The sequence below is a fragment of the Streptomyces beijiangensis genome, from assembly GCF_017315755.1.
GTDB lineage: Bacteria > Actinomycetota > Actinomycetes > Streptomycetales > Streptomycetaceae > Streptomyces > Streptomyces beijiangensis.
Genome location: NZ_JAFLRJ010000417.1, coordinates 1 through 19147, shown reverse-complemented (window position 1 = coordinate 19147; position 19147 = coordinate 1). Strand labels below are relative to the sequence as shown.

Here is a 19147-nt window from a genome sequence, read left to right as displayed (position 1 = left end):
CAGGGCGGCGGCGCCCGGGGCAGCGGTGCGGCGGCGGACGGGGGGACGGGTGGGCAGCGACATGCGAGGCAGAGGGAAGGCTTGCGGCGGGGACGGGAAGGCCGCGGGCGCCGCCGTCCTGCTCGGTGTGCTGGGACTGACGATGGCGACGACGCCCGCCGAGGCGGCCACCTCCGCGGCGGCTCAGCCGACGGTGACCTGGGTGATACCGCAGGAGGCCGCGAAGGCCCTGGACACGCAGGCGAGCACCCAGGCCTCCGCCGCGAACGCCTCGACCGCTGCGACGCCGGCGGCTGTGCCCGCGTCGACGAGCAGCACCAGCACCGCGGGCAAGACCCCGCAGCAGATAGCGCAGTCGATGATCCCGGACGACGCGCAGTACCAGTGCTTCAACAACATCGTCACCAACGAGAGCGGCTGGGACGTCACCGCGAGCAACGCATCGTCCGGCGCGTACGGCCTGGTCCAGGCTCTGCCCGGCAGCAAGATGGCCTCGGCGGGCTCCGACTGGCAGACCAACCCGGCGACCCAGATCAAGTGGGGCCTGGACTACATGGACTCCACCTACGGCAGCCCCTGCGCCGCCTGGTCCTTCTGGCAGGCCAACGGCTGGTACTGAGCCGGGGATCAGCCCCGCTGCCTTCAGCCCCGCTGCTCGACCCGGTCGAACCAGCGCGCGATCTGCGCCACCGACTTGATCGCGCTCCCGCCGTGGTCGACCGCACCCTGGTCGACCACCGGCGCCTTCACTCCATGTGCGGCCAACTGGGCTGCGCAGGAACGTGCGTTGGCGATCGGCACATCGGTGTCCCCGCTCGCGCTGTAGAGCTGGACGGGCACGGCGGGCTTCCAGTCGCACGTCCCGTCGTTGGCCTTCAGGATGGACTTCAGGACGCCGGTGGGGTGCTGGAGTTCCTTGAGGTAAGCGTCCGTGAAGAGCCCCTTGAGGGTCGGGGGCAGCGCCTTCACGATGTCCTCGTCCGCGTGCAGCCCGTCGAAGAGACCCGTCACGACCTTGTCGTACGGCGCCCGGAAGACATCGGCCGGTTCCTTCCACAGGGGGTGGAGCCGGTTCTGCGCCGTGAGGAAGTACGACATGTAGAAGACGGCGCTGGTGTCGTTGATGCTGCCGTTGAACATGCTCTGGATTTCGACCCCTTCGAGGTCGTACGGTCCCGCGATCGGCGCGACCGCCTTCAGGCGGAAGCTCCGGTCGGCGCCCTCGCTCAGCGCCTTGCCGAGTGCCATCGCGACCTGGCCCCCCTGCGAGAAGCCGGTGACGTACACATCTCCCGTGAACGGCCTGCCCAGTTGGCGTGCGGCGGTGCGCGAGGCCCGCAGCATGTCGAGGGTGGCGCTCACGCCTGAGCGTGTGTCCATGTACGGGTGGAGCCCCGGGCCCTTGCCGAGTCCCAGGTAGTCGGGGGCGGAGACGGCCCGGCCCGCTGCCGCCTGGACGTAGGGCGAAAGGCGGCCCATGTCCTCGGCGACGGAGGGGGCGTAGTCGCGGTGGGACATGGTGCCGTGGGTGTCGGAGACGACGGGCAGTCGGTGGACGCCGTTCTTGGGGAGGACCAGCAGACCGGTGGCGGTGGTGGGCCGGCCCTCCGCCGTCACGGTCCGGTAGGTGAGGCGGTAGGCCGTGACCCCGTACCGTACGACGCTCGGATCGGCGCCCGCGTCCTTGACGAAGGCGGCGACCTCGGCGCGGGTGTGATCGGCGACAGGAACGACGGAGACGAGGGTGCCGCGCGAGGCGCGCACGATGTGGTGCACACCAGTGCTCGTGTCCGTGCCGGTGAGAGCGAGGGCAGGTGCGGCGGCACCGAGGGCGAGGGCGACGGCGGCACAGGCGGCCACCGCGCCTCGCTTCGTACGTGAACCGGCCGTGGTGTTCGTGGTGTTCGCAGTGTTCGTCATGCAGAGAATGCTCGTACGGACGGACCGCGCACCCCAACCGGCTGACCCCCGGATCCAACGGTGTACGTAACACCACCGCACCCGGGTGCCGGCCGGATGTCCCTTACAGCCGCTGGATGATGGTCCCCGTCGCCAGCGCCCCGCCCGCGCACATGGTGATGAGCGCGAACTCCTTGTCGCGGCGCTCCAGTTCATGCAGTGCGGTGGTGATCAGGCGCGCCCCGGTGGCCCCCACGGGGTGCCCCAGCGCGATGGCCCCGCCGTTCACGTTCACCTTCTCCAGGTCCTGCCCGAAGACCTGGGCCCAGCTCAGCACCACGGACGCGAACGCCTCGTTGATCTCGACCAGATCGATGTCCTTCAGGGACATCCCGGCCTTCCCCAGTACGGCGCGCGTCGCGTCGATCGGTCCGTCCAGGTGGAAGTGCGGGTCGGAACCCACCAGCGCCTGCGCGACGATCCGCGCGCGCGGCTTGAGTTTGAGCGCCCGCGCCATGCGCTTGGAGGCCCACATGATGGCGCAGGCGCCGTCGGATATCTGGGAGGAGTTCCCTGCGGTGTGCACGGCGGTGGGCATGACGGGCTTCAGTGCACCGAGCCCCTCCATGGTCGTGTCACGCAGCCCCTCGTCGCGGTCGACGAGCCGCCACATGCCCTGGCCCGCGGCCTGTTCGGCCTCGGTCGTCGGCACCTGTACGGCGAAGGTCTCCCGTTTGAAGCGCTCCTCGCCCCAGGCGATCGCGGCCCGCTCCTGCGAGATGAGACCGAGCGAGTCGACGTTCTCGCGCGTCAGTCCCCGATTCCGCGCGATCCGCTCGGCGGCCTCGAACTGGTTGGGCAGATCGACGTTCCACTCGTCGGGGAAGGGCTTGCCGGGACCGTGCTTGGACCCGCTGCCCAGCGGCACCCGCGACATCGCCTCGACACCGCAGCTGATGCCGATGTCCACGACACCGCCGGAGATCATGTTGGCGACCATGTGGCTGGCCTGCTGCGAGGACCCGCACTGACAGTCCACGGTGGTCGCGGCGGTCTCGTACGGCAGCCCCATCGCGAGCCAGGCGTTGCGCGCCGGGTTCATGGACTGCTCGCCGGCGTGGGTGACGGTCCCTCCGACGATCTGCTCGACGCAGTCGGCGTGGATCCCGGTGCGGCCGAGGAGTTCCCGGTAGGTCTCCCCCAGCAGATAGGCCGGGTGGAGATTGGCAAGTGCCCCACCCCGCTTGCCGATCGGTGTGCGTACGGCTTCGACGATGACGGGTTCCGCGGCCATTGAGCCTGTCCTCTCCTCGCACCACCGCTGGGCGTCCCGGCGCCCACACGACAGAACTGATACGCGTTCTAGTTCTCCCCGCAGTCTGCTAACTGCTACCCCCGGTACGCAAGGGTCTTGCACGGCCCTTACCGCCCTCTTGCGCGCAACAGATCTCACCGGAACCCTTGCACCTTGTAGAACTCGTTACTACCTTGCGGTCAACTTCTGATGGGTCGTCAGACAGCCCTCACCCCGACCTGGAGTTGACGGATGCCCATGCAATGCCCCCATCTGCCCGAGGGATTCGACTTCACGGACCCCGATCTGCTCCAAGACCGCGTACCCCACCCGGAGTTCGCCGAGATGCGGCAGACCGCCCCGGTCTGGTGGTGCGCCCAGCCGAGGGGCATCTCCGGATTCGACGACGAGGGCTACTGGGCGGTGACCCGCCACGCGGACGTCAAGTACGTCTCGACGCACCCGGAGCTCTTCTCCTCGTACACCAACACCGCGGTCATCCGCTTCAACGAGTCGATCAAGCGCGAATCGATCGACGCCCAGCGGCTGATCATGCTCAACATGGACCCGCCGGAGCACACCCGGGTCCGCCAGATCGTGCAGCGCGGCTTCACGCCCCGCTCGATCCGCTCCCTCGAAGAGGCCCTGCGCAACCGTGCGCGCTCGATCGTCGAGACGGCCCTCAAGAACGCCTCCTCCGCCGACGGCAGCTTCGACTTCGTCACCAACATCGCGGTCGAGCTCCCGCTCCAGGCGATCGCGGAGCTCATCGGCGTACCGCAGGAGGACCGCTCCAAGATCTTCGACTGGTCCAACAAGATGGCGGCATACGACGACCCCGAGTACGCGATCACCCAAGAGGCCGGCATGGAGGCGGCGATGGAGATCGTCTCGTACTCCATGAACCTGGCGGCCGCCCGCAAGGAGTGCCCGGCGCAGGACATCGTCTCCCAGCTGGTGGCGGCGGAGGGCGAGGGCAATCTCTCCTCCGACGAGTTCGGCTTCTTCGTGATCCTCCTGGCGGTGGCGGGCAATGAGACGACCCGCAACGCGATCAGCCACGGAATGCACGCGTTCCTCACCCACCCCGAGCAGTGGGAGCTCTACAAGCGCGACCGGCCGGACACCACGGCGGAGGAGATCGTCCGCTGGGCGACCCCGGTGGTCTCCTTCCAGCGCACGGCGACCCAGGATCTGGAGCTGGGCGGCCAGGCGATCAAGCAGGGGGACCGTGTGGGGATGTTCTACTCCTCGGCCAACAACGACCCCGAAGTCTTCGACGCACCCGAGCAGTTCGACATCACCCGTGACCCCAACCCGCACCTCGGCTTCGGCGGCGGAGGACCGCACTTCTGCCTCGGCAAGTCCCTGGCGGTCCTGGAGATCAACCTGATCTTCAACGCGATAGCCGACGCCCTCCCCGGCCTGAAGCCGGCCGGCGACCCGCGCCGCCTCCGCTCGGCCTGGCTGAACGGCATCAAGGAACTCCAGGTGACCACGGCCTGAAGACCCGCACTCGGACGGCAGGGCCCGGCCCTCCCCCACTCCCGGGCCCCTGCCGTCCGGCCGCCACCGTGCCAGGATGGCCGGATGGAAGCCACCGGCCTCGGCGACGCGGGCTCGCCTTCCTGGTCCGTACGAGCGGCAGCCGGACGGCGCCTCGCCACCTCGGCGGAGCGCCCCGAGGCGACGGGCACGCTCCTGCGCCTCCTGCTCGACGCGTACGACTCCGGGGTCACGCAGAACACGGCCCGGGCCCTGCTGGATCGGGGCGACACCACCGGCCTGCGCCTCGTACTGGGTGCTCTGGCCCGTGCGACGGAGACGTCGACCGCGGACCAGCTCAGCGCGGAACTCGACTGCGACCCCCGCTGGACGACCGACGCCGGATCGGAGCAGCTCATCGGGCAGCTGGAGGAGCTGGCGTGCGACGACGACACCGGCGTACGCAGCGAGGCCCAGACGGTGCTGCGGTCCCTGCGGCCACTGGACGACTGACGCCCTGTACACCTCGCCGATCTGCTGAAATAGTCGTCCTGCCATCGCTCAACGACTGAATCGGCAGGAAAATGACCGACCAAGAACCGAATCAGCAGCTCAGCGTGACGGAGCGCACCCGCCACCGTCGCCTCCGCGAGCAGGGCAGCACCTCCCGCGACGACCTGGACGCGATCCTCCGCGCGGGCTTCGTCTGCCACCTGGGCGTGCTGGTCGACGGCACCCCCATGGTCGTCCCGACGGTGTACGGAGTGGACTTCGCCACCCGCACCCTCTACCTCCACGGCTCCGTGGCCAGCCGGAGCCTGGCGCACTCCCCCGACGCCACGATCTGCGTCACGATCACCCACATCGACGGTCTCGTCCTGGCCCGCTCCGTCTTCGAGCACGGCGTCAACTACCGCAGCGCGATGATCTACGGCACCCCCGAGCTGATCACCCACGCCACCGCCCCCGAGGCCCTCCTCACCGGCCTGCGCACCCTCACCGAACACTGCGCCCCCGGCCAGTGGGACTACGCCCGGCGCCCCAACACCAAGGAGCTGCGCGCCACTTCACTCCTCGCGCTCCCCCTGGACGAGGCCTCGGTGAAGACCGCGTCGGGCCCGCCCGAGGACGCGGAGGGACCGGACGGCGCACTCGGACTCTGGGCCGGCGTCATCCCCCACCACACCCGCGTCGGCGCCCCGGAGCCCGACCCGGCCCTGCCGCCAGGCACTCCGGTCCCGGCCCACATCGCGGCCCTGGGCGCGCCCGGCTCCGACTCGGCGTGACCTGCGGCAGGCTCAGCAGTACACGCCCGCCGCACCTGATCCCCGGAGCACGCCATGCCCTTCGCCGACGAACTCATCGGCCCCTCCGCCGCCCGCGCCCTGCTCCGCGCGATGCGGACCGCCGCACCGGACACCCCGTTCACGGCGCTGCGGTCCGCGACCCGCGGCCTTGGACCGCTGGCGCTGCGGGAGCGCGCCGACCTGCTCCGCGACGCGCTGCTGACGGACCTCCCGGGCTCGTACGCCGGCCTCGCGGCCACGGTCAGGGCCGCGGCCCAGGACGAGGAGACCTTCACCGGCTGGCTCATCTGGCCCGTCACCGGTGCGGTGGCCCAGCGCGCCATCGAGGAGGGGAAGGCCAAGGCGTTCGACGACGCGCTCGCCCTGCTCGCCGAGCTCACCGGAAGGCTGACCTCCGAGTTCTCCCTGCGCCCCCTGCTGCGCCACGACCCGCACCGCGCGCTGAAGCGGATCATGCCGTGGACGCGCAGCCGCGACCAGGACGTCCGCCGCCTCGCGAGCGAGGGAACCCGGCCCTTCCTGCCCTGGGCGACCCGGGTCCCGGCCCTCCTGGACGATCCCCGCTCGACCCTGCCGATCCTGAACGCCCTGTACCGCGACGAGAGCGAGTACGTACGCCGCTCGGTGGCCAACCACCTCAACGATCTCAGCAGGAACCACCCGGACCTGGTCGTCGAGACCGCCGCGGCCTGGCTCACCGTGCCCGACGACAACACGCAGCGCCTCGTACGGCACGCACTGCGCTCCCTGGTGAAGAAGGGCGACCCCGGCGCGCTCGCCCTGATGGGTTTCGCACCGGCCCCCGCCCTCGACATCACGGGCCCGGTGCTGGCCGAGGACTCCGTACCGTACGGCGGCACCCTGCACTTCACCGCGATGCTCACCAACACCGGTGCGGAGCCGGTTCAGTTGGCCATCGACTACGTCGTCCACCACCTGCGCGCCAACGGACAGCTCAGCACCAAGACCTTCAAGCTCGCCACCAAACTCCTTGAACCGTCCCAGACGGTCGAGATCTCCCGCGCCCACTCCTTCCGCGAGATCACCACACGCCGCTACTACCCCGGCGAGCACGCGATCGAGCTCCAGGTCAACGGCGCCCGCCACGGTCACACGGTTTTCGGCCTCCTGGCGCCCTGACAGAGCTGCGGCGGCCCTCCGTACGGGCTCCCGAGTGCTCCCGAGTGGCGGGGCACCGCCCCGCGACGGATCCTGGCTGGACGCGAATGATCCGCCTCGGGGGCGAGGAGAGGCAGCCGTCGCATGTTCGCTGGGCAGGGCATGTTTGCAGGGTTGGGCAGATTCGTGGTCCGTCGTCCCTGGTGGATCATCGCCACCTGGATCGTCGCGGCCGTCGCGGTCATCTCCCTCGCCCCCAAGCTCACCTCCAGCAGCGACGAGGCGAGCTTCCTGCCGGACAGCTACGAGTCCATCAGGGCCTCGGACGTGCAGGAGGCGAAGTTCCCCGCGCAGGAGAACGTCGGGGCGGTCATCGTGTTCACCCGCTCCGACGGCGGCAAGCTCACCGTCGCGGACTCCGCCGAGGTCGTACGGGTCTCCAAGGAGCTGCAGGCGCAGCGAATTCCCCAGGTGGAGAAGGTAGTTCCCGGGGCCGTATCGCCGAATGGGCTCGTGCAGACGTCCGTTGTGGCGATGCCGAAGGTCACCGACCCCTCGGACACCAAGCAGCAGGACGCCGTGAAGACGCTCCGCACCGATCTGCAGAGCGACATCAAGGGGACCGACCTGAAGGCCGGGGTCACCGGGTCCGCCGCGCAAGCGCTCGACGAAGCGGACTCCTCGAAGAAAGCCGGGCTGCTGGTCGGGGCCGGCACGATCGTCATCATCATCGTGCTGCTGTCCGTGATCTTCCGGTCGCCGATCATCGCGCTCCTGCCCGTCGTCGTCATCGGCCTGATCTCCCCCATGGCGACCGGCATCATCGCCTCCGCCAACAAGCTCTTCGACATGAAGGCCGACTCCTCGATCCAGGAGCTGCTGACGGTCGTCCTGTTCGGCGTCGGCACCGACTACATCCTCTTTCTGCTCTTCCGGTACCGGGAGGCGCTACGGGCGGGTGAGGACCCCAAGTCCGGCATGGTGCACGCCGTGGAGCGGGTCGGCGAGGCCATCACCTCGGCCGCAGGCGCGGTCATCGTCGCCTTCGCCGCGCTGACGCTCTCCTCGCTGGGGATGCTGCGCTCGATGGGTCCCGCCCTCGCCATCGCCGTCTTCGTGACGCTGCTGGCCGGGCTCACACTCGTACCCGCCGTGGTGTCCCTGCTCGGCACGAAGGTGTTCTGGCCCTCCAAGTCCTGGCAGCGCGAGCCGCAGGGTTCAGGCTTCGCCAGGCTGGGGGCGTCCGTGGGCCGCAAGCCCGTCGTGTGGGCGGTGCTCTCCGCGCTGTTCATGGGGGTGCTCGCACTCGGCGCCCTCGGGTACAAGGCCAACTTCGACCTCGCGGGCTCCTCGCTCCCCAAGGACAAGGAGTCCGTGGTGGCCCTGGCGAACCTCCAGAAGGGGTTCCCGGCCGGCACCACCGATCCGACGTCCGTCTATCTGTCGTCGACCGACGGCAGGGCGCTCACCGCGCTGGAGACGGCGAAGTTCCGTGCGGACCTCAAGGGCGTCGACGGGGTCGGCTCGGTCGCCGCACCCCGGCTGAGTCAGGACCGTACGACCGCCGACTTCTCCGTCGTACTCGCCGACCCGCCCGCCTCCGAGACCGCCATGGCCACCGTGAAGGACGAGCTCAGGCCGACCGCCCACGCGGACGCGCCGGACGGGACCAAGGCCCTCGTCGGCGGCATCACCGCGGTGTACGTCGACATCAACAAGGCCGTGGACCGCGACTACTCGGTGGTCTTCCCGGTGGCGGCGCTCGCCATCATGGTGATTCTGGGGCTGCTGCTGCGGAGCCTGGTGGCGCCCTGGTACCTGATGCTGTCGGTGGCGCTCGGCTTCGGCGCGACGCTCGGGGCGACCTCGCTGCTCTTCCAGCAGATCGGCAGCCAGCCGGGGCTGATGTTCATGCTGCCCGTGATCATGTATCTGTTCGTGGTCGCGCTGGGCACCGACTACAACATCCTGATGGTGAGCAGGCTGCGCGAGGAGGCCCGCGAGGGGAAGTCCCCGCGCGAGGCGGTGGCCACGGCCATCAGGCACTCGGGACCGACCATCGGGTCGGCGGGCGTCATCCTCGCGGGAACCTTCGCGACGCTGATGCTCGCGGGCAACTCCACCCTCTCTCAGATGGGTTTCTCGCTCGCCTTCGGCATCGCGGTCTCCGCCTTCGTCATGGCGATGATCTTCACGCCTGCGCTGACTGCTCTGATCGGGCATGCGGCGTGGTGGCCGGGCCACGGCGACCGGCAGGAATCTCCGGCTTCCCCGGCTCCTGATCAGGATGCAGGGGGCCCTGGGGAGTCTTCGACAGCTCCCGGCGTCCCGCCAGCAGGTACGTGAGCCCGAAGCCCGCGGCGACGACCGTCGCCCCGCCCACCGCGTCGAGCACCCAGTGGTTGGCGGTCCCGATGATCGCGGTGACCGTCAGCAGCGGGTGCACCACGCCGAGCGCCTTCATCCACCACTTCGGTGCCAGGACGACGATGACGATCCCGCACCACAGCGACCAGCCGAAGTGCAGCGAGGGCATCGCCGCGTACTGGTTCGTCATCGCGGTCAGCGCACCATAGTCGGGGTGCGCCAGGTCCTGGACGCCGTGCGCCGTGTCGATGAAGCCCATGCCGGGCATCAGCCGTGGCGGGGCGAGCGGGTAGAAGAAGAAGCCGACCAGGGCGAGCAGGGTGGCGAAGGAGAGGCCGGTGCGCGCCCAGCGGTAGTCGGAGGGACGGCGGATGTAGAGCACCGCGAGGATCGTCAGCGGGACGACGAAGTGGAACGACTGGTAGTAGAAGTTGAGGAACGACTCGAGCCTGGGGAGCTTGACCATCGCGTGGTTGGCCCAGTGCTCGATGTCGATGTGCAGGAATTCCTCGATGGAGACGATGGTGCGCCCGTGCGCCTCCGCTGTGGAACGCCCGCCGGTCGCGGCCGCCCGGATGTGTGCGTAGACCGAGTAGCCGACGCGGATCGCGAGGAGCTCCAGGAGCAGGTTGGGGCGGGTGACGACACGCCGCCAGAAGGGGGCGAAGGGGACGCGCTCCCAGCGTGCGGGGAGCGGGGTGGCGTAGTCGGTGGGGACCGGGTTCTGCCAGTACGGCGAGGTGCGCGGCAGGAAGGGCACGGCGCAGGCGGCGGTGAGGGCCACGAGGAGCAGCACGTTGTCCCGGATCGGGAAGACGGCCTCGATGTTGGGCAGCAGCATCGTGCCCGGCAGCGTCATCGCCAGGACGACCAGGGCGGGCCAGACCATCCGGTTCGAGGCGCGGGTGCCGACGCGGCCGACCACCGCGAGGAGGATCCACAGCAGCTGGTGCTGCCAGGCCGTCGGGGAGACGGCGACGGCCACACAGCCGGTGACGGCGACGGCGAGCAGGAGCTGGCCGTCCTTGGCGTAACGGACCGCACGCCACAGGCCGAGCCCGGTGACGGCGGCTGCCAGCGCGAGGAAGGCGGCGATCTCCAGCGGCCCGTGCATTCCGAAGCGCAGCAGCGCGCCGTGCAGGGACTGGTTGGCGAGGCCCGCGGGCTTGGCGCCGAGGCCCGCTCCTGCCACATGGTGGATCCAGTACGCCCACGAGTCGCCCGGCATCACGGCCCAGGCCAGCGCCGTACAGGCGACGAAGGTGGCCGTGGTGGAGACGGCGGCGCGCCGGCGGCCGGTCAGCCAGAGAAGGGGTACGAAGAGGAGCATGGTCGGCTGAAGCGCCGCCGCGAGCCCGATCAGGAGCCCTGAGCTGCGCTCACCACGGGCTGCGAAGCAGCCGAGGAGGACCAGGAGGACCGGGATGATGCTGGTCTGGCCCAGGTTGAGGGTGTTGCGTACCGGCAGCGACAGCATGAGCAGGCTGATCACGACGGGCGCGGCCAGCAGCGAGGTCCGGCGCGAGACCGTCCCCGGCAGCGCGCGGGCGACGACGACCCCGAGGGCCGCGACAAGCAGCAGCGTGCCGAAGGTCCAGGCGACGCCGAGGCTCTGCTCGGCGGAGCTCGCCAGGGGCTTCAGTGCGAGTCCGGCGAAGGGCGTGCCGGTGAACTGGTGGGTGTCGTAGAGCGAGCCGTTCAGATGGAGTACGCCGTTCTCGCCCGTCCAGGAGTCCAGATCGGTCAGCCGCTCACCGGGCGGCAGCCTGAAGACAGCGGCCAGCTGCCGTATCGCCAGGACGGCGACGAGCAGCCACAGGACCGCCCGCATCGCCCCGATCCTGGTGTCCGGCCCTGCTCCGGCCACGCTTCCCGGTCCACTGTGCTCGCCACTCGCCACGCTGTGCCGGCCCTCCGCCCCGTTCGAACTCATCCCGTCCCTGTTCCTAGAGCCTCGCACTGTTCCATGGAAGGGACGTACGGCACCCCCTGTTTACCTGGCCGCACCGCGCGGTTCCAGCCACGTACCGCGACAAGGATCACAAGAAAGGGGTACGAACCGACGCGGCGAGGGGGTCGTCCGCCCTGGTCGGAGCGGGTTCTTTCACCCCTTGATGATCATTGATGGACTGTCCGTAATGACCTGTTGGGCACCTAAGGTCGGTTTATAAGCCGCCTCCTACGAGGCGGCTCACGTCTTTGCAGTCGACCCAAGTGCAGGTGAACTCTTCCGTGCCGCCGTACACCGCAGCACCGTCCCAGCACGATCAGCGCAGCCAGCAGCAGAACGAGAAGCGGAGCCCGCAGAGCCCGCAGAGCCCGCAGAGCCCGCAGGACCAGCAGGACCCGCAGGACCAGCTCGACGTGACCGTGACCGATCCGGCGATGGTCAACCGGGCCGTGAAGGCCGCCGCGCTCGGCAACGCCATGGAGTGGTTCGACTTCGGCGTCTACAGCTATATCGCGGTCACTCTCGGACACGTCTTCTTCCCGTCCGCCGACCCCACCGCGCAATTGCTGTCGACGTTCGGGGCCTTCGCCGCGGCCTTCCTGGTGCGGCCCTTCGGCGGCATGGTCTTCGGTCCGCTCGGCGACCGCATCGGCCGCCAGAAGGTGCCGGCCGTCACCATGATCATGATGGCCGCGGGCACCTTCGCGATCGGTCTGATCCCGTCGTACGCGACGATCGGCGTCTGGGCCCCGATCCTGCTGCTCGCCGCCCGCCTGGTGCAGGGCTTCTCGACCGGCGGCGAGTACGGCAGCGCGGCGACCTTCGTCGCCGAGTACGCCCCCGACCGCAAGCGCGGCTTCCTCGGCAGCTTCCTGGAGTTCGGCACGCTCGCCGGCTACATCGGCGGCGCGGGCCTGGTCACGCTCCTGACGGCGCTCATGAGCACGGACTCGCTGGAGTCGTGGGGCTGGCGGATCCCGTTCCTGATCGCGGGCCCGATGGGACTCATCGGCCTCTATCTGCGGATGCGCCTGGAGGAGACCCCGGCGTTCGCGAAGCTGGCGGAGCAGGCGGAGGAAGGGCAGCGGGAGCGGAAGGTTCCCGTACGGGAGATGCTCGTCGGCCAGTGGCGGACGATGCTGCTCTGCATCGCCCTGGTGCTGGTCTTCAACGTCACCGACTACATGCTCCTGTCGTACATGCCGAGCTATCTGACCTCCGAGCTCCACTACGACGAGACGCACGGCCTGCTGGTCGTCCTCGCCGTCATGGCGCTGATGATGGCCGTCCACCCCTTCGCCGGCCGCCTCACCGACCGCTTCGGCCGCCGTCCGGTGATCGGCGCGGGCTGCCTGGGCTTCCTGCTGCTCTCCGTCCCCGCCCTCATGCTGATCCGCCAGGGAAGCCTCCTCGCGATCGCGCTGGGCATGGCGGCGTTCGGTCTGCTCCTGGTCTGCTTCACCTCGTCGATGCCCTCGGCGCTGCCCGCGCTCTTCCCGACGAGGGTCCGCTCGGGGTCGCTGTCGATCGGCTTCAACATCTCGGTGTCGGTCTTCGGCGGTACGACGCCACTGGTGATCACCGCACTGATCGGTGCGACGGGGAACATGATGATGCCCGCGTACTACGTGATGGCCGCAGCCGTGATCGGAGGCATCGCCGTCTTCTTCATGCCGGAGAGCAACCGCCGCCCGCTGCCGGGCTCTCCTCCGGCGGTCGAGACCCAGGCCGAGGCGCGCGCCCTGCGTGCAGCCGCCAGATGAAGTCGCCGCTCCCGTGAGGCCGCCGATCCGCTGAGGCCGCCGATCCGCTGAGGTTCAGCCGGCCGCCGGAGCGCTTGCCTGCCACCCCGCGAAGAGCGGCACCTCACCGCTCCCGTCCAGGACGACGATCCCGAACGGCCGGTCGAAGGCGATGTGCTCGACGCGCTCCGGCGGCGGCATGGCGGCCGAGCGCACCATCGCGACCACTGTCACGGCGGCCGCCTCGATCCCCTTCTCCGCGATCTTCACCACGGCCTCCTGCGCCACGCGGCCGATCTTGAGCCCCACGGGCGACATCGCGGAGAAGTCGGCGTCGTCGCTCGTGGCCAGCAGGACGCCCAGGGCGGGAAGCTGCTCCAGCACATCGAGTTTCGTACGGAGCGAGAAGCGCGGCAGCGCCACACTCACCGCGTCGGCCGCGATCCCCGCACCCCGCCCGGCCCACGCGGCGGGCAGCACATCGGCGGCCCGCGCGCCCTCAGGACCCAGCACGAACCGCACCCTGGCGCCCGCGCCCTCGGTGCGCAGCTCGACGACGGACACCTCCCGGACGCGCCATGCGTCGTGCGTCGGAAGCCTCCGCTGCATGGTCGCCACCTCGTGCTGCGCACCGGAGGCGTCCGTGAAGGACAGGTCCCTGGTACGGCCCGCATCGAAGGGCGTCTCCCAACAGGCCTTCAGCGCAAGGGCGTTGACCAGCGCCAGCATGATGCTCGCATCGATCCGGATCGACAGCCGCTCGATCAGCCCGCCGGTCGCCTCCCGCACCCACGCGTCGATCTCGGCCCCGTCGGTGGGCATCGGCCCGAACCCGATGTCCGGCAGGGCTTTGCGGTACGCGTCGTACACCGGCACCCGCGTCCACACCCGCCCGGCCACCGCCAGCGCATCGGTCGCGGCCAGTGCCCGCGCCCCTTCGGTCACCGCTTCGGCGGCCCCGTCCCCCGCGACGCCCAGCAGTTCCCGCAGCTCGTCCGCCGTCGCCCCGCGCGCACCGGCCGCGACAGCGCCCAGCGCGAGCCAAAGCCCTGCGGGCGAGCAGACGAAGTCCCGGCCCGGAGAGTCCTCGCCTGATGCCTCGTCCAGCTCCCGCAGCCACCGCTCGGCCAGCGACCGTACAGCCGCGCCCTGCGCCGCGAATCCGCCGGCGGTCATCGTCAGCGCACCCTGCGGTAGCTGCTGCCGTCCTTCGTCCGCAGCAGCCGTCCGCCCTCGACCAGATAGCGCCGCAGCGCCGAGAAGTCGTCGTGCACGGTGAGCAGCGCGTCGTTGACCTCGCGCTCCGTGTACTCCCGCCCCGTCTCGAAGAGCGTCTCCGACAGATGGGCGAGCAGTAGTTCACGGCGTGCGGGCTTGCGCGGAACGACGGTCAGCCGGCCCTGCGAAAAGAAGGCCTCGACCCCAGAATTGTCAGACATGCGGTCCAGGCTGCCATCCCGCCCCGGCCAGGTCACGCCCTTTACGGGGCGCTTCCGGCCCGTACGGCAGGATGGCCCGTATGAGCATCGTGAAGATCAACGTCCTGGAAGTGCCCGCCGAACAGCGCGAGGTCCTGGAGAAGCGGTTCGCCTCCCGCGCCGGTTCCGTCGAGAACTCCGACGGATTCGAATGGTTCGAGCTGCTGCGCCCGGTCGACGGCACCGAGAAGTACCTCGTCTACACGCGCTGGGCGACCGAGGCCGACTTCGAGAAGTGGATGGCCACCTCCATGCGGGGCGCGCACGCCGGCGGCAGCGGCGAAGGCGGCGAGCGTCCCAAGCCCGCCGCCTCCGGCTCTGCGCTGTGGTCCTTCGAGGTGGTGCAGCAGGCTTCCCCGAAGTCCGAATGACCGGCTGATCACAGCTCCAGCAGTCGCTCCGTCACCTCACGGTACGTACGGAGCGCGACGCGCAGCTCCTCCGTGGCGGAGGCATGGTCCGCGTCCTCGCGCCCGTTCCAGGCCGTGCGGAGCGAGGTGCGCCGCTCGGTGAGGGTGTCGGTCACGCGGGTGACCGTCTCCTCGAAGACCCGGTCGGCCTCCTCGACCGCATGGCGCGGGCCGTCGACGAACGCGTTGACGGCCTGGTGGAGGCGCTCGGACAGCTTTTCGCGTTCGCTCAGCGGTATCAGCGGCCCGCTGCCGTCGGTACGGGCGGACACCTCTCCGTCCGGCCGGCCTGTGCCCCGCTCGGGATCCGGGGTCAGCCGCCCCTTGGGGCTGCCCGCCACCGGAGTCACCGGGGTCGGGGCCACCGGAGTCGCCGGGGGCGCGGACGCGGACGAGGTTTCCGCCGTCGCGTCCGGTCCCAGAACCGGCTTGCGCGGTGCGCCGGCACCGGTCCTGGGCTCCGCGTCGTCGGCCCGTCCGCCACGCTCGGAGCGCCCGGCCTGCTCGGAGCGCCCGGCCTGCTCGACGCGCCCGGCCTGCTCGGCCCGCTCGGGCTTCTGCGACGTCTCCGACTGCCCGGTCCGTCCGGGCTCTTCCGGCTTCTGCTCAGGTACGTAGGTCATCACGCACTACCCTTCCCGTTGGCCTGTCGCCGCTCGGGCAGCACAGGTGCCTTCGCCTTCGACTCCCCCTGCGGAAGCCGCCGTTCACGGTCCTGCGGCCGTTCGGCGATCAGTTCGTCGAAAAGGTCCCGCGCCTTCAGCATGGCCGCGCGCAGTTCCTCCGTGTTCCCGCCGTCGCCCTGCGCGGAACGGTGCACCAGCCGATAGCCGTCGACCTGCCCCGCGTGGTGCACGGACAGGGCGTCGGCCTGCTCGTCGAACTGGGACCCGTCCGGGAACCCCCGGTCGTGGGCGAGGGCCGCGATCAGCTGGTCCGCCTCGGCGACCGCCTTCTGCGGGGACTCCACGAACTGCTCCTGCAGACCGGTCCAGTGCGCCATGTACCGCTCACGCGCCTCGGCCGGCAGCGGACGCGACTCCAGCGAGCCGTGGCGCTTGACCCGCTCGCCGAGCTCGCGCTCCGCCGCCTTGGTGTCACCGTCGTGGTGCTCGACCACACGGTCGTACTCCGGACCGAAGCGCCGCTTCAGCCCGCCGCGGCCGACGCCGCCGCCCCTGCCGGGTCCGATGTACAGGACCGCGGCGACGACGGCGACGAACACCACGATCATGATGACGATCACGATTGTGGACATGGATGCCTTCCCGGTTCTCTCGAACGAAGCTCTTGTAGCCAACCGGGTAGCCGCAATTTCGGATGCCAAACTGCGCGTCACCCAGCAGAATGCACGGGTGAACTGGACCTTGGCCCCGGAGCCCTTCGATTCCCCCGACGCACTCGCACTGCGCCGCGCGTACTACTACGACGTGGCCAGCAGCTACTGGAAGCGCCCGGCCACCGAGGCGGAGATCGACGCGGGCCTGAAGGACGACGGGGTGGAGAAACTGGCCGCCCCCACAGGCGAGTTCTTCGTCGGACGGTACGACGGCGAGCCCGCGGCCTGCGCCGGCGTCCTGCGCCTGGACCCCGACACCTCCGAGCTGACGCGCGTCTTCATCCGCCCCGAGTACCGCGGAAAGGGCGGCAGCGGACTGCTGATCAACGCCCTGGAGGACACCGCGCGCGCCCTGGGGACGAAGCGGATCGTGCTCGACACCCGGCCCGACCTGGTCGAGGCGTGCAAGCTGTACGAACGGCACGGCTACCAGGACTTCCACCAGTACAAGCCCGCCGAGGACTACCCCCAGGTCTGGTACTCCAAGGACCTCTGAGCGCCTCTGAGCGCCTCTGAGCGCCTCTGAGGACAGCGCCTACCCCTGCGGCAACTCCTTGTGCGAGCCGCCCATCTCCTCGCTCAGCTCTTCCACCAGCCGGACCAGATCCGTAGGACGGTCGGGCCCCCACCAGTCGCCGAGCAGCGAGGAGAGCGCGTCCTCGCGCGCGGAGGCGAGCGTGACCGACGTCTGCGCCCCGCGTTCGGTGAGGACCAGCTCCACGCCCACGCGCCGCGCGAGTCCGCGCTCCTCCAGCTGGGCCCCGGCCTCCAGGATCACCGGCAGCGGTACGGGCGCCCGCTCGGCCAGTTCGGCCGGGCGCACCGTGCCGTGCTTGCGGATGCGCAGCAGCATCCAGCTCGCGGCGGGCAGCAGATCGAGCCCGGCGCGCTCGGTGATGTCGACGTAGATCTTCTTGCGTCCCTCGCGGGTGTCCAGGACGGTCAGGGCGCGCGCCACCTCGTCGTAACTGGAGCGCTGGACCGGGTTGGTGCCGACGGTCTCGCTCATGTCGGGGACGGTGACCGAGCCGCGGACCGGGATCTCCTTCAGGAAGAAGGCGATGACGAAGGCGATGAGGGCGACCGGCACGGACCAGAGGAAGACATCGGTCACCGAGACCGAGTAGGCGTGCAGGATCGGCCCGACGAGCGCCTCCGGCAGGGCGGCGATGCCCTTGGGGTCGGACTGGACGGTGTCGGGGTTGAAGCCGGGCGGCAGCTTCTGCCCGGCCAGGGCGTCGCCCAGGTGCTTGTCGAGCCGGCTGTTGAAGATGGATCCGAAGACGGCGACCCCGACGCAGGCGCCGATCGACCGGAAGAACGTGACTCCGGCGGTGGCGACACCGAGGTCCTCGTAACCGACCGCGTTCTGCACGGCGAGCGTGAGGATCGGCAGGACGAACCCGAGCCCGAGCCCGAAGACCGCGAAGAACAGCCCCATCACCACATCGCTCGTGGACTCGGAGAGCTGGTGGAGCAGCAGCAGCCCCACGGCTGTCAGGGCCGTACCGACGATGGGGAAGATCTTGTAGCGCCCGGTGCTGGAGACCAGCCGTCCGCAGCCGATCGACGAGATCAGCATGCCGATCACCATCGGCAGCATGTGCATGCCGGACATCGTGGGGCTGACGCCCCGCACGATCTGCAGGAACAGCGGCAGATAGGTCATCGCGCCGAACATCGCGAAGCCGACGATGAATCCGATGAGCGAGCAGACGACGAAGATCGAGTTGGAGAACAGCTTGGGCGGCATCACCGGTTCCTTCGCCCTGCGCTGCTGCGGGACGAAGACGACGATCATGACGACGGCCAGCAGCGCGAGACCGATGATCTGCCACGACCCCCACGCCCAGGTCACTCCGCCCAGGGAGGTGACCAGCACGATCGAGGCGGCGATCGCGGCGAGCAGGGTGATGCCCGTGTAGTCGATCTTGTGTGGCGTGGACCGGACCGGGATGTGCAGTACGGCGGCGATCACGGCCAGCGCCACGATGCCGATCGGCAGGTTGATGTAGAAGACCCAGCGCCACGAGAGATTGTCGACGAAGACCCCGCCGAGCAGCGGCCCGAGCACGCTCGCGATCCCGAAGACCGAGCCGAACAGCCCCTGGTAGCGCCCGCGTTCACGCGGCGGGACGATGTCGCCGACGATCGCCATCGACAGCGACATCAGACCGCCGCCGCCGAGGCCCTGGAGGGCGCGGAAGGCGATCAGTTCCGGCATGTTCTGAGCGAGCCCGCTGAGCGCGGAGCCGATCAGGAAGATCACGATGACGGTCTGGAAGACCTTCTTCCGGCCGTACATGTCGCCGATCTTGCCCCAGAGCGGCGTGGCCGCCGTGGCCGCCAGCATGTACGCGGTGACCACCCACGACATGTGCTCCGCACCGCCGAGATCGCTGACGATCGTCGGAAGCGCGGTGGAGACGATGGTCTGGTCGAGCGCGGCGAGCAGCATGCCGAGCAGCAGTGCGCCCATCGCGACGAGGACGCTGCGCTGTGGCTGGATGTCGACTGCCGGGGGCGCGGGTGTTTCCTGAGCCATGGCCCCATCCTCGGGCTGCGGCATAATCGCCGCGAGTTCTACGGGGAGGGGACCCACGTGCACGAGGACGACGATTTCGAGCCGCTGCGCATACGTCCGTACGTCAATCTGCCGGATCCGGAGCCGGACGAGGCGGACGACGTGGTGGGGGCGGCGTACGAGACACAGCCGCTCGCGCCGGTACGCCACGAGGACCCGCCCGCCCCCGAGC

The 19147-nt window shown here is 69.9% G+C and carries 16 protein-coding genes and 1 pseudogene; 9 read left to right on the top strand and 8 right to left on the bottom strand.

The features are described 5' to 3' along the window. The first annotated feature begins 202 nt into the window (after positions 1–202). Positions 203–619, top strand: a complete 417-nt coding sequence (locus tag J0695_RS33220; RefSeq protein WP_465269124.1) for an aggregation-promoting factor C-terminal-like domain-containing protein — start codon at positions 203–205, stop codon at positions 617–619. Between the two features lie 23 nt (positions 620–642). Here the strand turns inward: J0695_RS33220 and J0695_RS33215 are convergent, their stop codons facing one another. Continuing rightward, positions 643–1920: an alpha/beta fold hydrolase family protein gene (locus J0695_RS33215; protein ID WP_206968479.1), complete on the bottom strand. Its 1278-nt coding sequence runs from the start codon at positions 1918–1920 to the stop codon at positions 643–645. 103 nt (positions 1921–2023) lie between these two features. After that, positions 2024–3193: a steroid 3-ketoacyl-CoA thiolase gene (locus J0695_RS33210; protein WP_206968478.1), complete on the bottom strand. Its 1170-nt coding sequence runs from the start codon at positions 3191–3193 to the stop codon at positions 2024–2026. Between the two features lie 258 nt (positions 3194–3451). On the opposite strand from J0695_RS33210, the gene J0695_RS33205 reads away from it, so the two are divergent. The 5 genes and pseudogenes from J0695_RS33205 to J0695_RS33185 all read left to right on the top strand — a co-directional run. After that, positions 3452–4699, top strand: a complete 1248-nt coding sequence (locus tag J0695_RS33205) for a cytochrome P450 (RefSeq protein ID WP_206968481.1) — start codon at positions 3452–3454, stop codon at positions 4697–4699. A gap of 84 nt (positions 4700–4783) precedes the next feature. Further along, complete coding sequence (locus J0695_RS33200) at positions 4784–5191, top strand: hypothetical protein (RefSeq protein ID WP_206968477.1); 408 nt, start codon at positions 4784–4786, stop codon at positions 5189–5191. A gap of 71 nt (positions 5192–5262) precedes the next feature. Further along, a complete protein-coding gene (locus J0695_RS33195) occupies positions 5263–5964 on the top strand; it encodes a pyridoxamine 5'-phosphate oxidase family protein (RefSeq protein WP_206968476.1) in 702 nt (233 codons plus the stop codon). Positions 5965–6018: 54 nt separating this feature from the next. Continuing rightward, on the top strand, positions 6019–7125 hold the full coding sequence (locus J0695_RS33190) for a DNA alkylation repair protein (protein ID WP_206968475.1): 1107 nt from the start codon (positions 6019–6021) through the stop codon (positions 7123–7125). A gap of 123 nt (positions 7126–7248) precedes the next feature. Further along, positions 7249–9288: pseudogene (locus tag J0695_RS33185) on the top strand (MMPL family transporter); the annotation flags it as partial. A 7-nt stretch (positions 9289–9295) separates the two neighbouring features. On the opposite strand, the gene J0695_RS33180 reads toward J0695_RS33185, so the two are convergent. Then, entirely contained in the window at positions 9296–11302 is a 2007-nt protein-coding gene (locus J0695_RS33180; protein WP_242553523.1) for a bifunctional glycosyltransferase 87/phosphatase PAP2 family protein, read from the bottom strand. Positions 11303–11856: 554 nt separating this feature from the next. Between J0695_RS33180 and proP the strand changes: the two genes are divergently transcribed. Next, the gene (gene proP, locus J0695_RS33175) at positions 11857–13185 is read left to right on the top strand and encodes a glycine betaine/L-proline transporter ProP (protein ID WP_242553522.1); all 1329 of its coding nucleotides are present in this window, start codon (positions 11857–11859) and stop codon (positions 13183–13185) included. A gap of 54 nt (positions 13186–13239) precedes the next feature. On the opposite strand, the gene J0695_RS33170 is transcribed toward proP, so the two are convergent. Continuing rightward, a complete protein-coding gene (locus J0695_RS33170; RefSeq protein WP_206968473.1) occupies positions 13240–14340 on the bottom strand; it encodes a serpin family protein in 1101 nt (366 codons plus the stop codon). Between the two features lie 2 nt (positions 14341–14342). Continuing rightward, entirely contained in the window at positions 14343–14603 is a 261-nt protein-coding gene (locus tag J0695_RS33165) for a DUF2087 domain-containing protein (RefSeq protein WP_206968472.1), read from the bottom strand. An 80-nt stretch (positions 14604–14683) separates the two neighbouring features. Here J0695_RS33165 and J0695_RS33160 point away from each other — a divergent pair, with 80 nt between their 5' ends. Then, on the top strand, positions 14684–15013 hold the full coding sequence (locus J0695_RS33160; RefSeq protein WP_206968471.1) for an antibiotic biosynthesis monooxygenase family protein: 330 nt from the start codon (positions 14684–14686) through the stop codon (positions 15011–15013). Between the two features lie 8 nt (positions 15014–15021). Here the strand turns inward: J0695_RS33160 and J0695_RS33155 are convergent, their stop codons facing one another. After that, complete coding sequence (locus J0695_RS33155; RefSeq protein ID WP_206968470.1) at positions 15022–15675, bottom strand: hypothetical protein; 654 nt, start codon at positions 15673–15675, stop codon at positions 15022–15024. After that, positions 15675–16310, bottom strand: a complete 636-nt coding sequence (locus J0695_RS33150; protein ID WP_206968469.1) for a hypothetical protein — start codon at positions 16308–16310, stop codon at positions 15675–15677. The genes J0695_RS33155 and J0695_RS33150 overlap by 1 nt, the downstream gene beginning before the upstream one ends. A 97-nt stretch (positions 16311–16407) precedes the next feature. Here J0695_RS33150 and J0695_RS33145 point away from each other — a divergent pair, with 97 nt between their 5' ends. Then, positions 16408–16887, top strand: coding sequence for a GNAT family N-acetyltransferase (locus J0695_RS33145; protein WP_307798845.1), 480 nt, complete (start codon positions 16408–16410; stop codon positions 16885–16887). 39 nt (positions 16888–16926) lie between these two features. On the opposite strand, the gene J0695_RS33140 is transcribed toward J0695_RS33145, so the two are convergent. Further along, positions 16927–18936: an MDR family MFS transporter gene (locus J0695_RS33140; protein ID WP_206968466.1), complete on the bottom strand. Its 2010-nt coding sequence runs from the start codon at positions 18934–18936 to the stop codon at positions 16927–16929. Between the last annotated feature and the right edge of the window lie 211 nt (positions 18937–19147).

Bases quoted from the DNA above. Each gene is read 5' to 3' on its own strand.
- J0695_RS33215 (WP_206968479.1), bottom strand. From the start codon at position 1,920: ATGACGAACACTGCGAACACCACGAACACCACGGCCGGTTCACGTACG.
- J0695_RS33210 (WP_206968478.1), bottom strand. From the start codon at position 3,193: ATGGCCGCGGAACCCGTCATCGTCGAAGCCGTACGCACACCGATCGGC.
- J0695_RS33205 (WP_206968481.1), top strand. From the start codon at position 3,452: ATGCAATGCCCCCATCTGCCCGAGGGATTCGACTTCACGGACCCCGAT.
- J0695_RS33200 (WP_206968477.1), top strand. From the start codon at position 4,784: ATGGAAGCCACCGGCCTCGGCGACGCGGGCTCGCCTTCCTGGTCCGTA.
- J0695_RS33195 (WP_206968476.1), top strand. From the start codon at position 5,263: ATGACCGACCAAGAACCGAATCAGCAGCTCAGCGTGACGGAGCGCACC.
- J0695_RS33190 (WP_206968475.1), top strand. From the start codon at position 6,019: ATGCCCTTCGCCGACGAACTCATCGGCCCCTCCGCCGCCCGCGCCCTG.
- J0695_RS33180 (WP_242553523.1), bottom strand. From the start codon at position 11,302: ATGCGGGCGGTCCTGTGGCTGCTCGTCGCCGTCCTGGCGATACGGCAG.
- proP (WP_242553522.1), top strand. From the start codon at position 11,857: ATGGTCAACCGGGCCGTGAAGGCCGCCGCGCTCGGCAACGCCATGGAG.
- J0695_RS33170 (WP_206968473.1), bottom strand. From the start codon at position 14,340: ATGACCGCCGGCGGATTCGCGGCGCAGGGCGCGGCTGTACGGTCGCTG.
- J0695_RS33165 (WP_206968472.1), bottom strand. From the start codon at position 14,603: ATGTCTGACAATTCTGGGGTCGAGGCCTTCTTTTCGCAGGGCCGGCTG.
- J0695_RS33160 (WP_206968471.1), top strand. From the start codon at position 14,684: ATGAGCATCGTGAAGATCAACGTCCTGGAAGTGCCCGCCGAACAGCGC.
- J0695_RS33155 (WP_206968470.1), bottom strand. From the start codon at position 15,675: ATGACCTACGTACCTGAGCAGAAGCCGGAAGAGCCCGGACGGACCGGG.
- J0695_RS33150 (WP_206968469.1), bottom strand. From the start codon at position 16,310: ATGTCCACAATCGTGATCGTCATCATGATCGTGGTGTTCGTCGCCGTC.
- J0695_RS33140 (WP_206968466.1), bottom strand. From the start codon at position 18,936: ATGGCTCAGGAAACACCCGCGCCCCCGGCAGTCGACATCCAGCCACAG.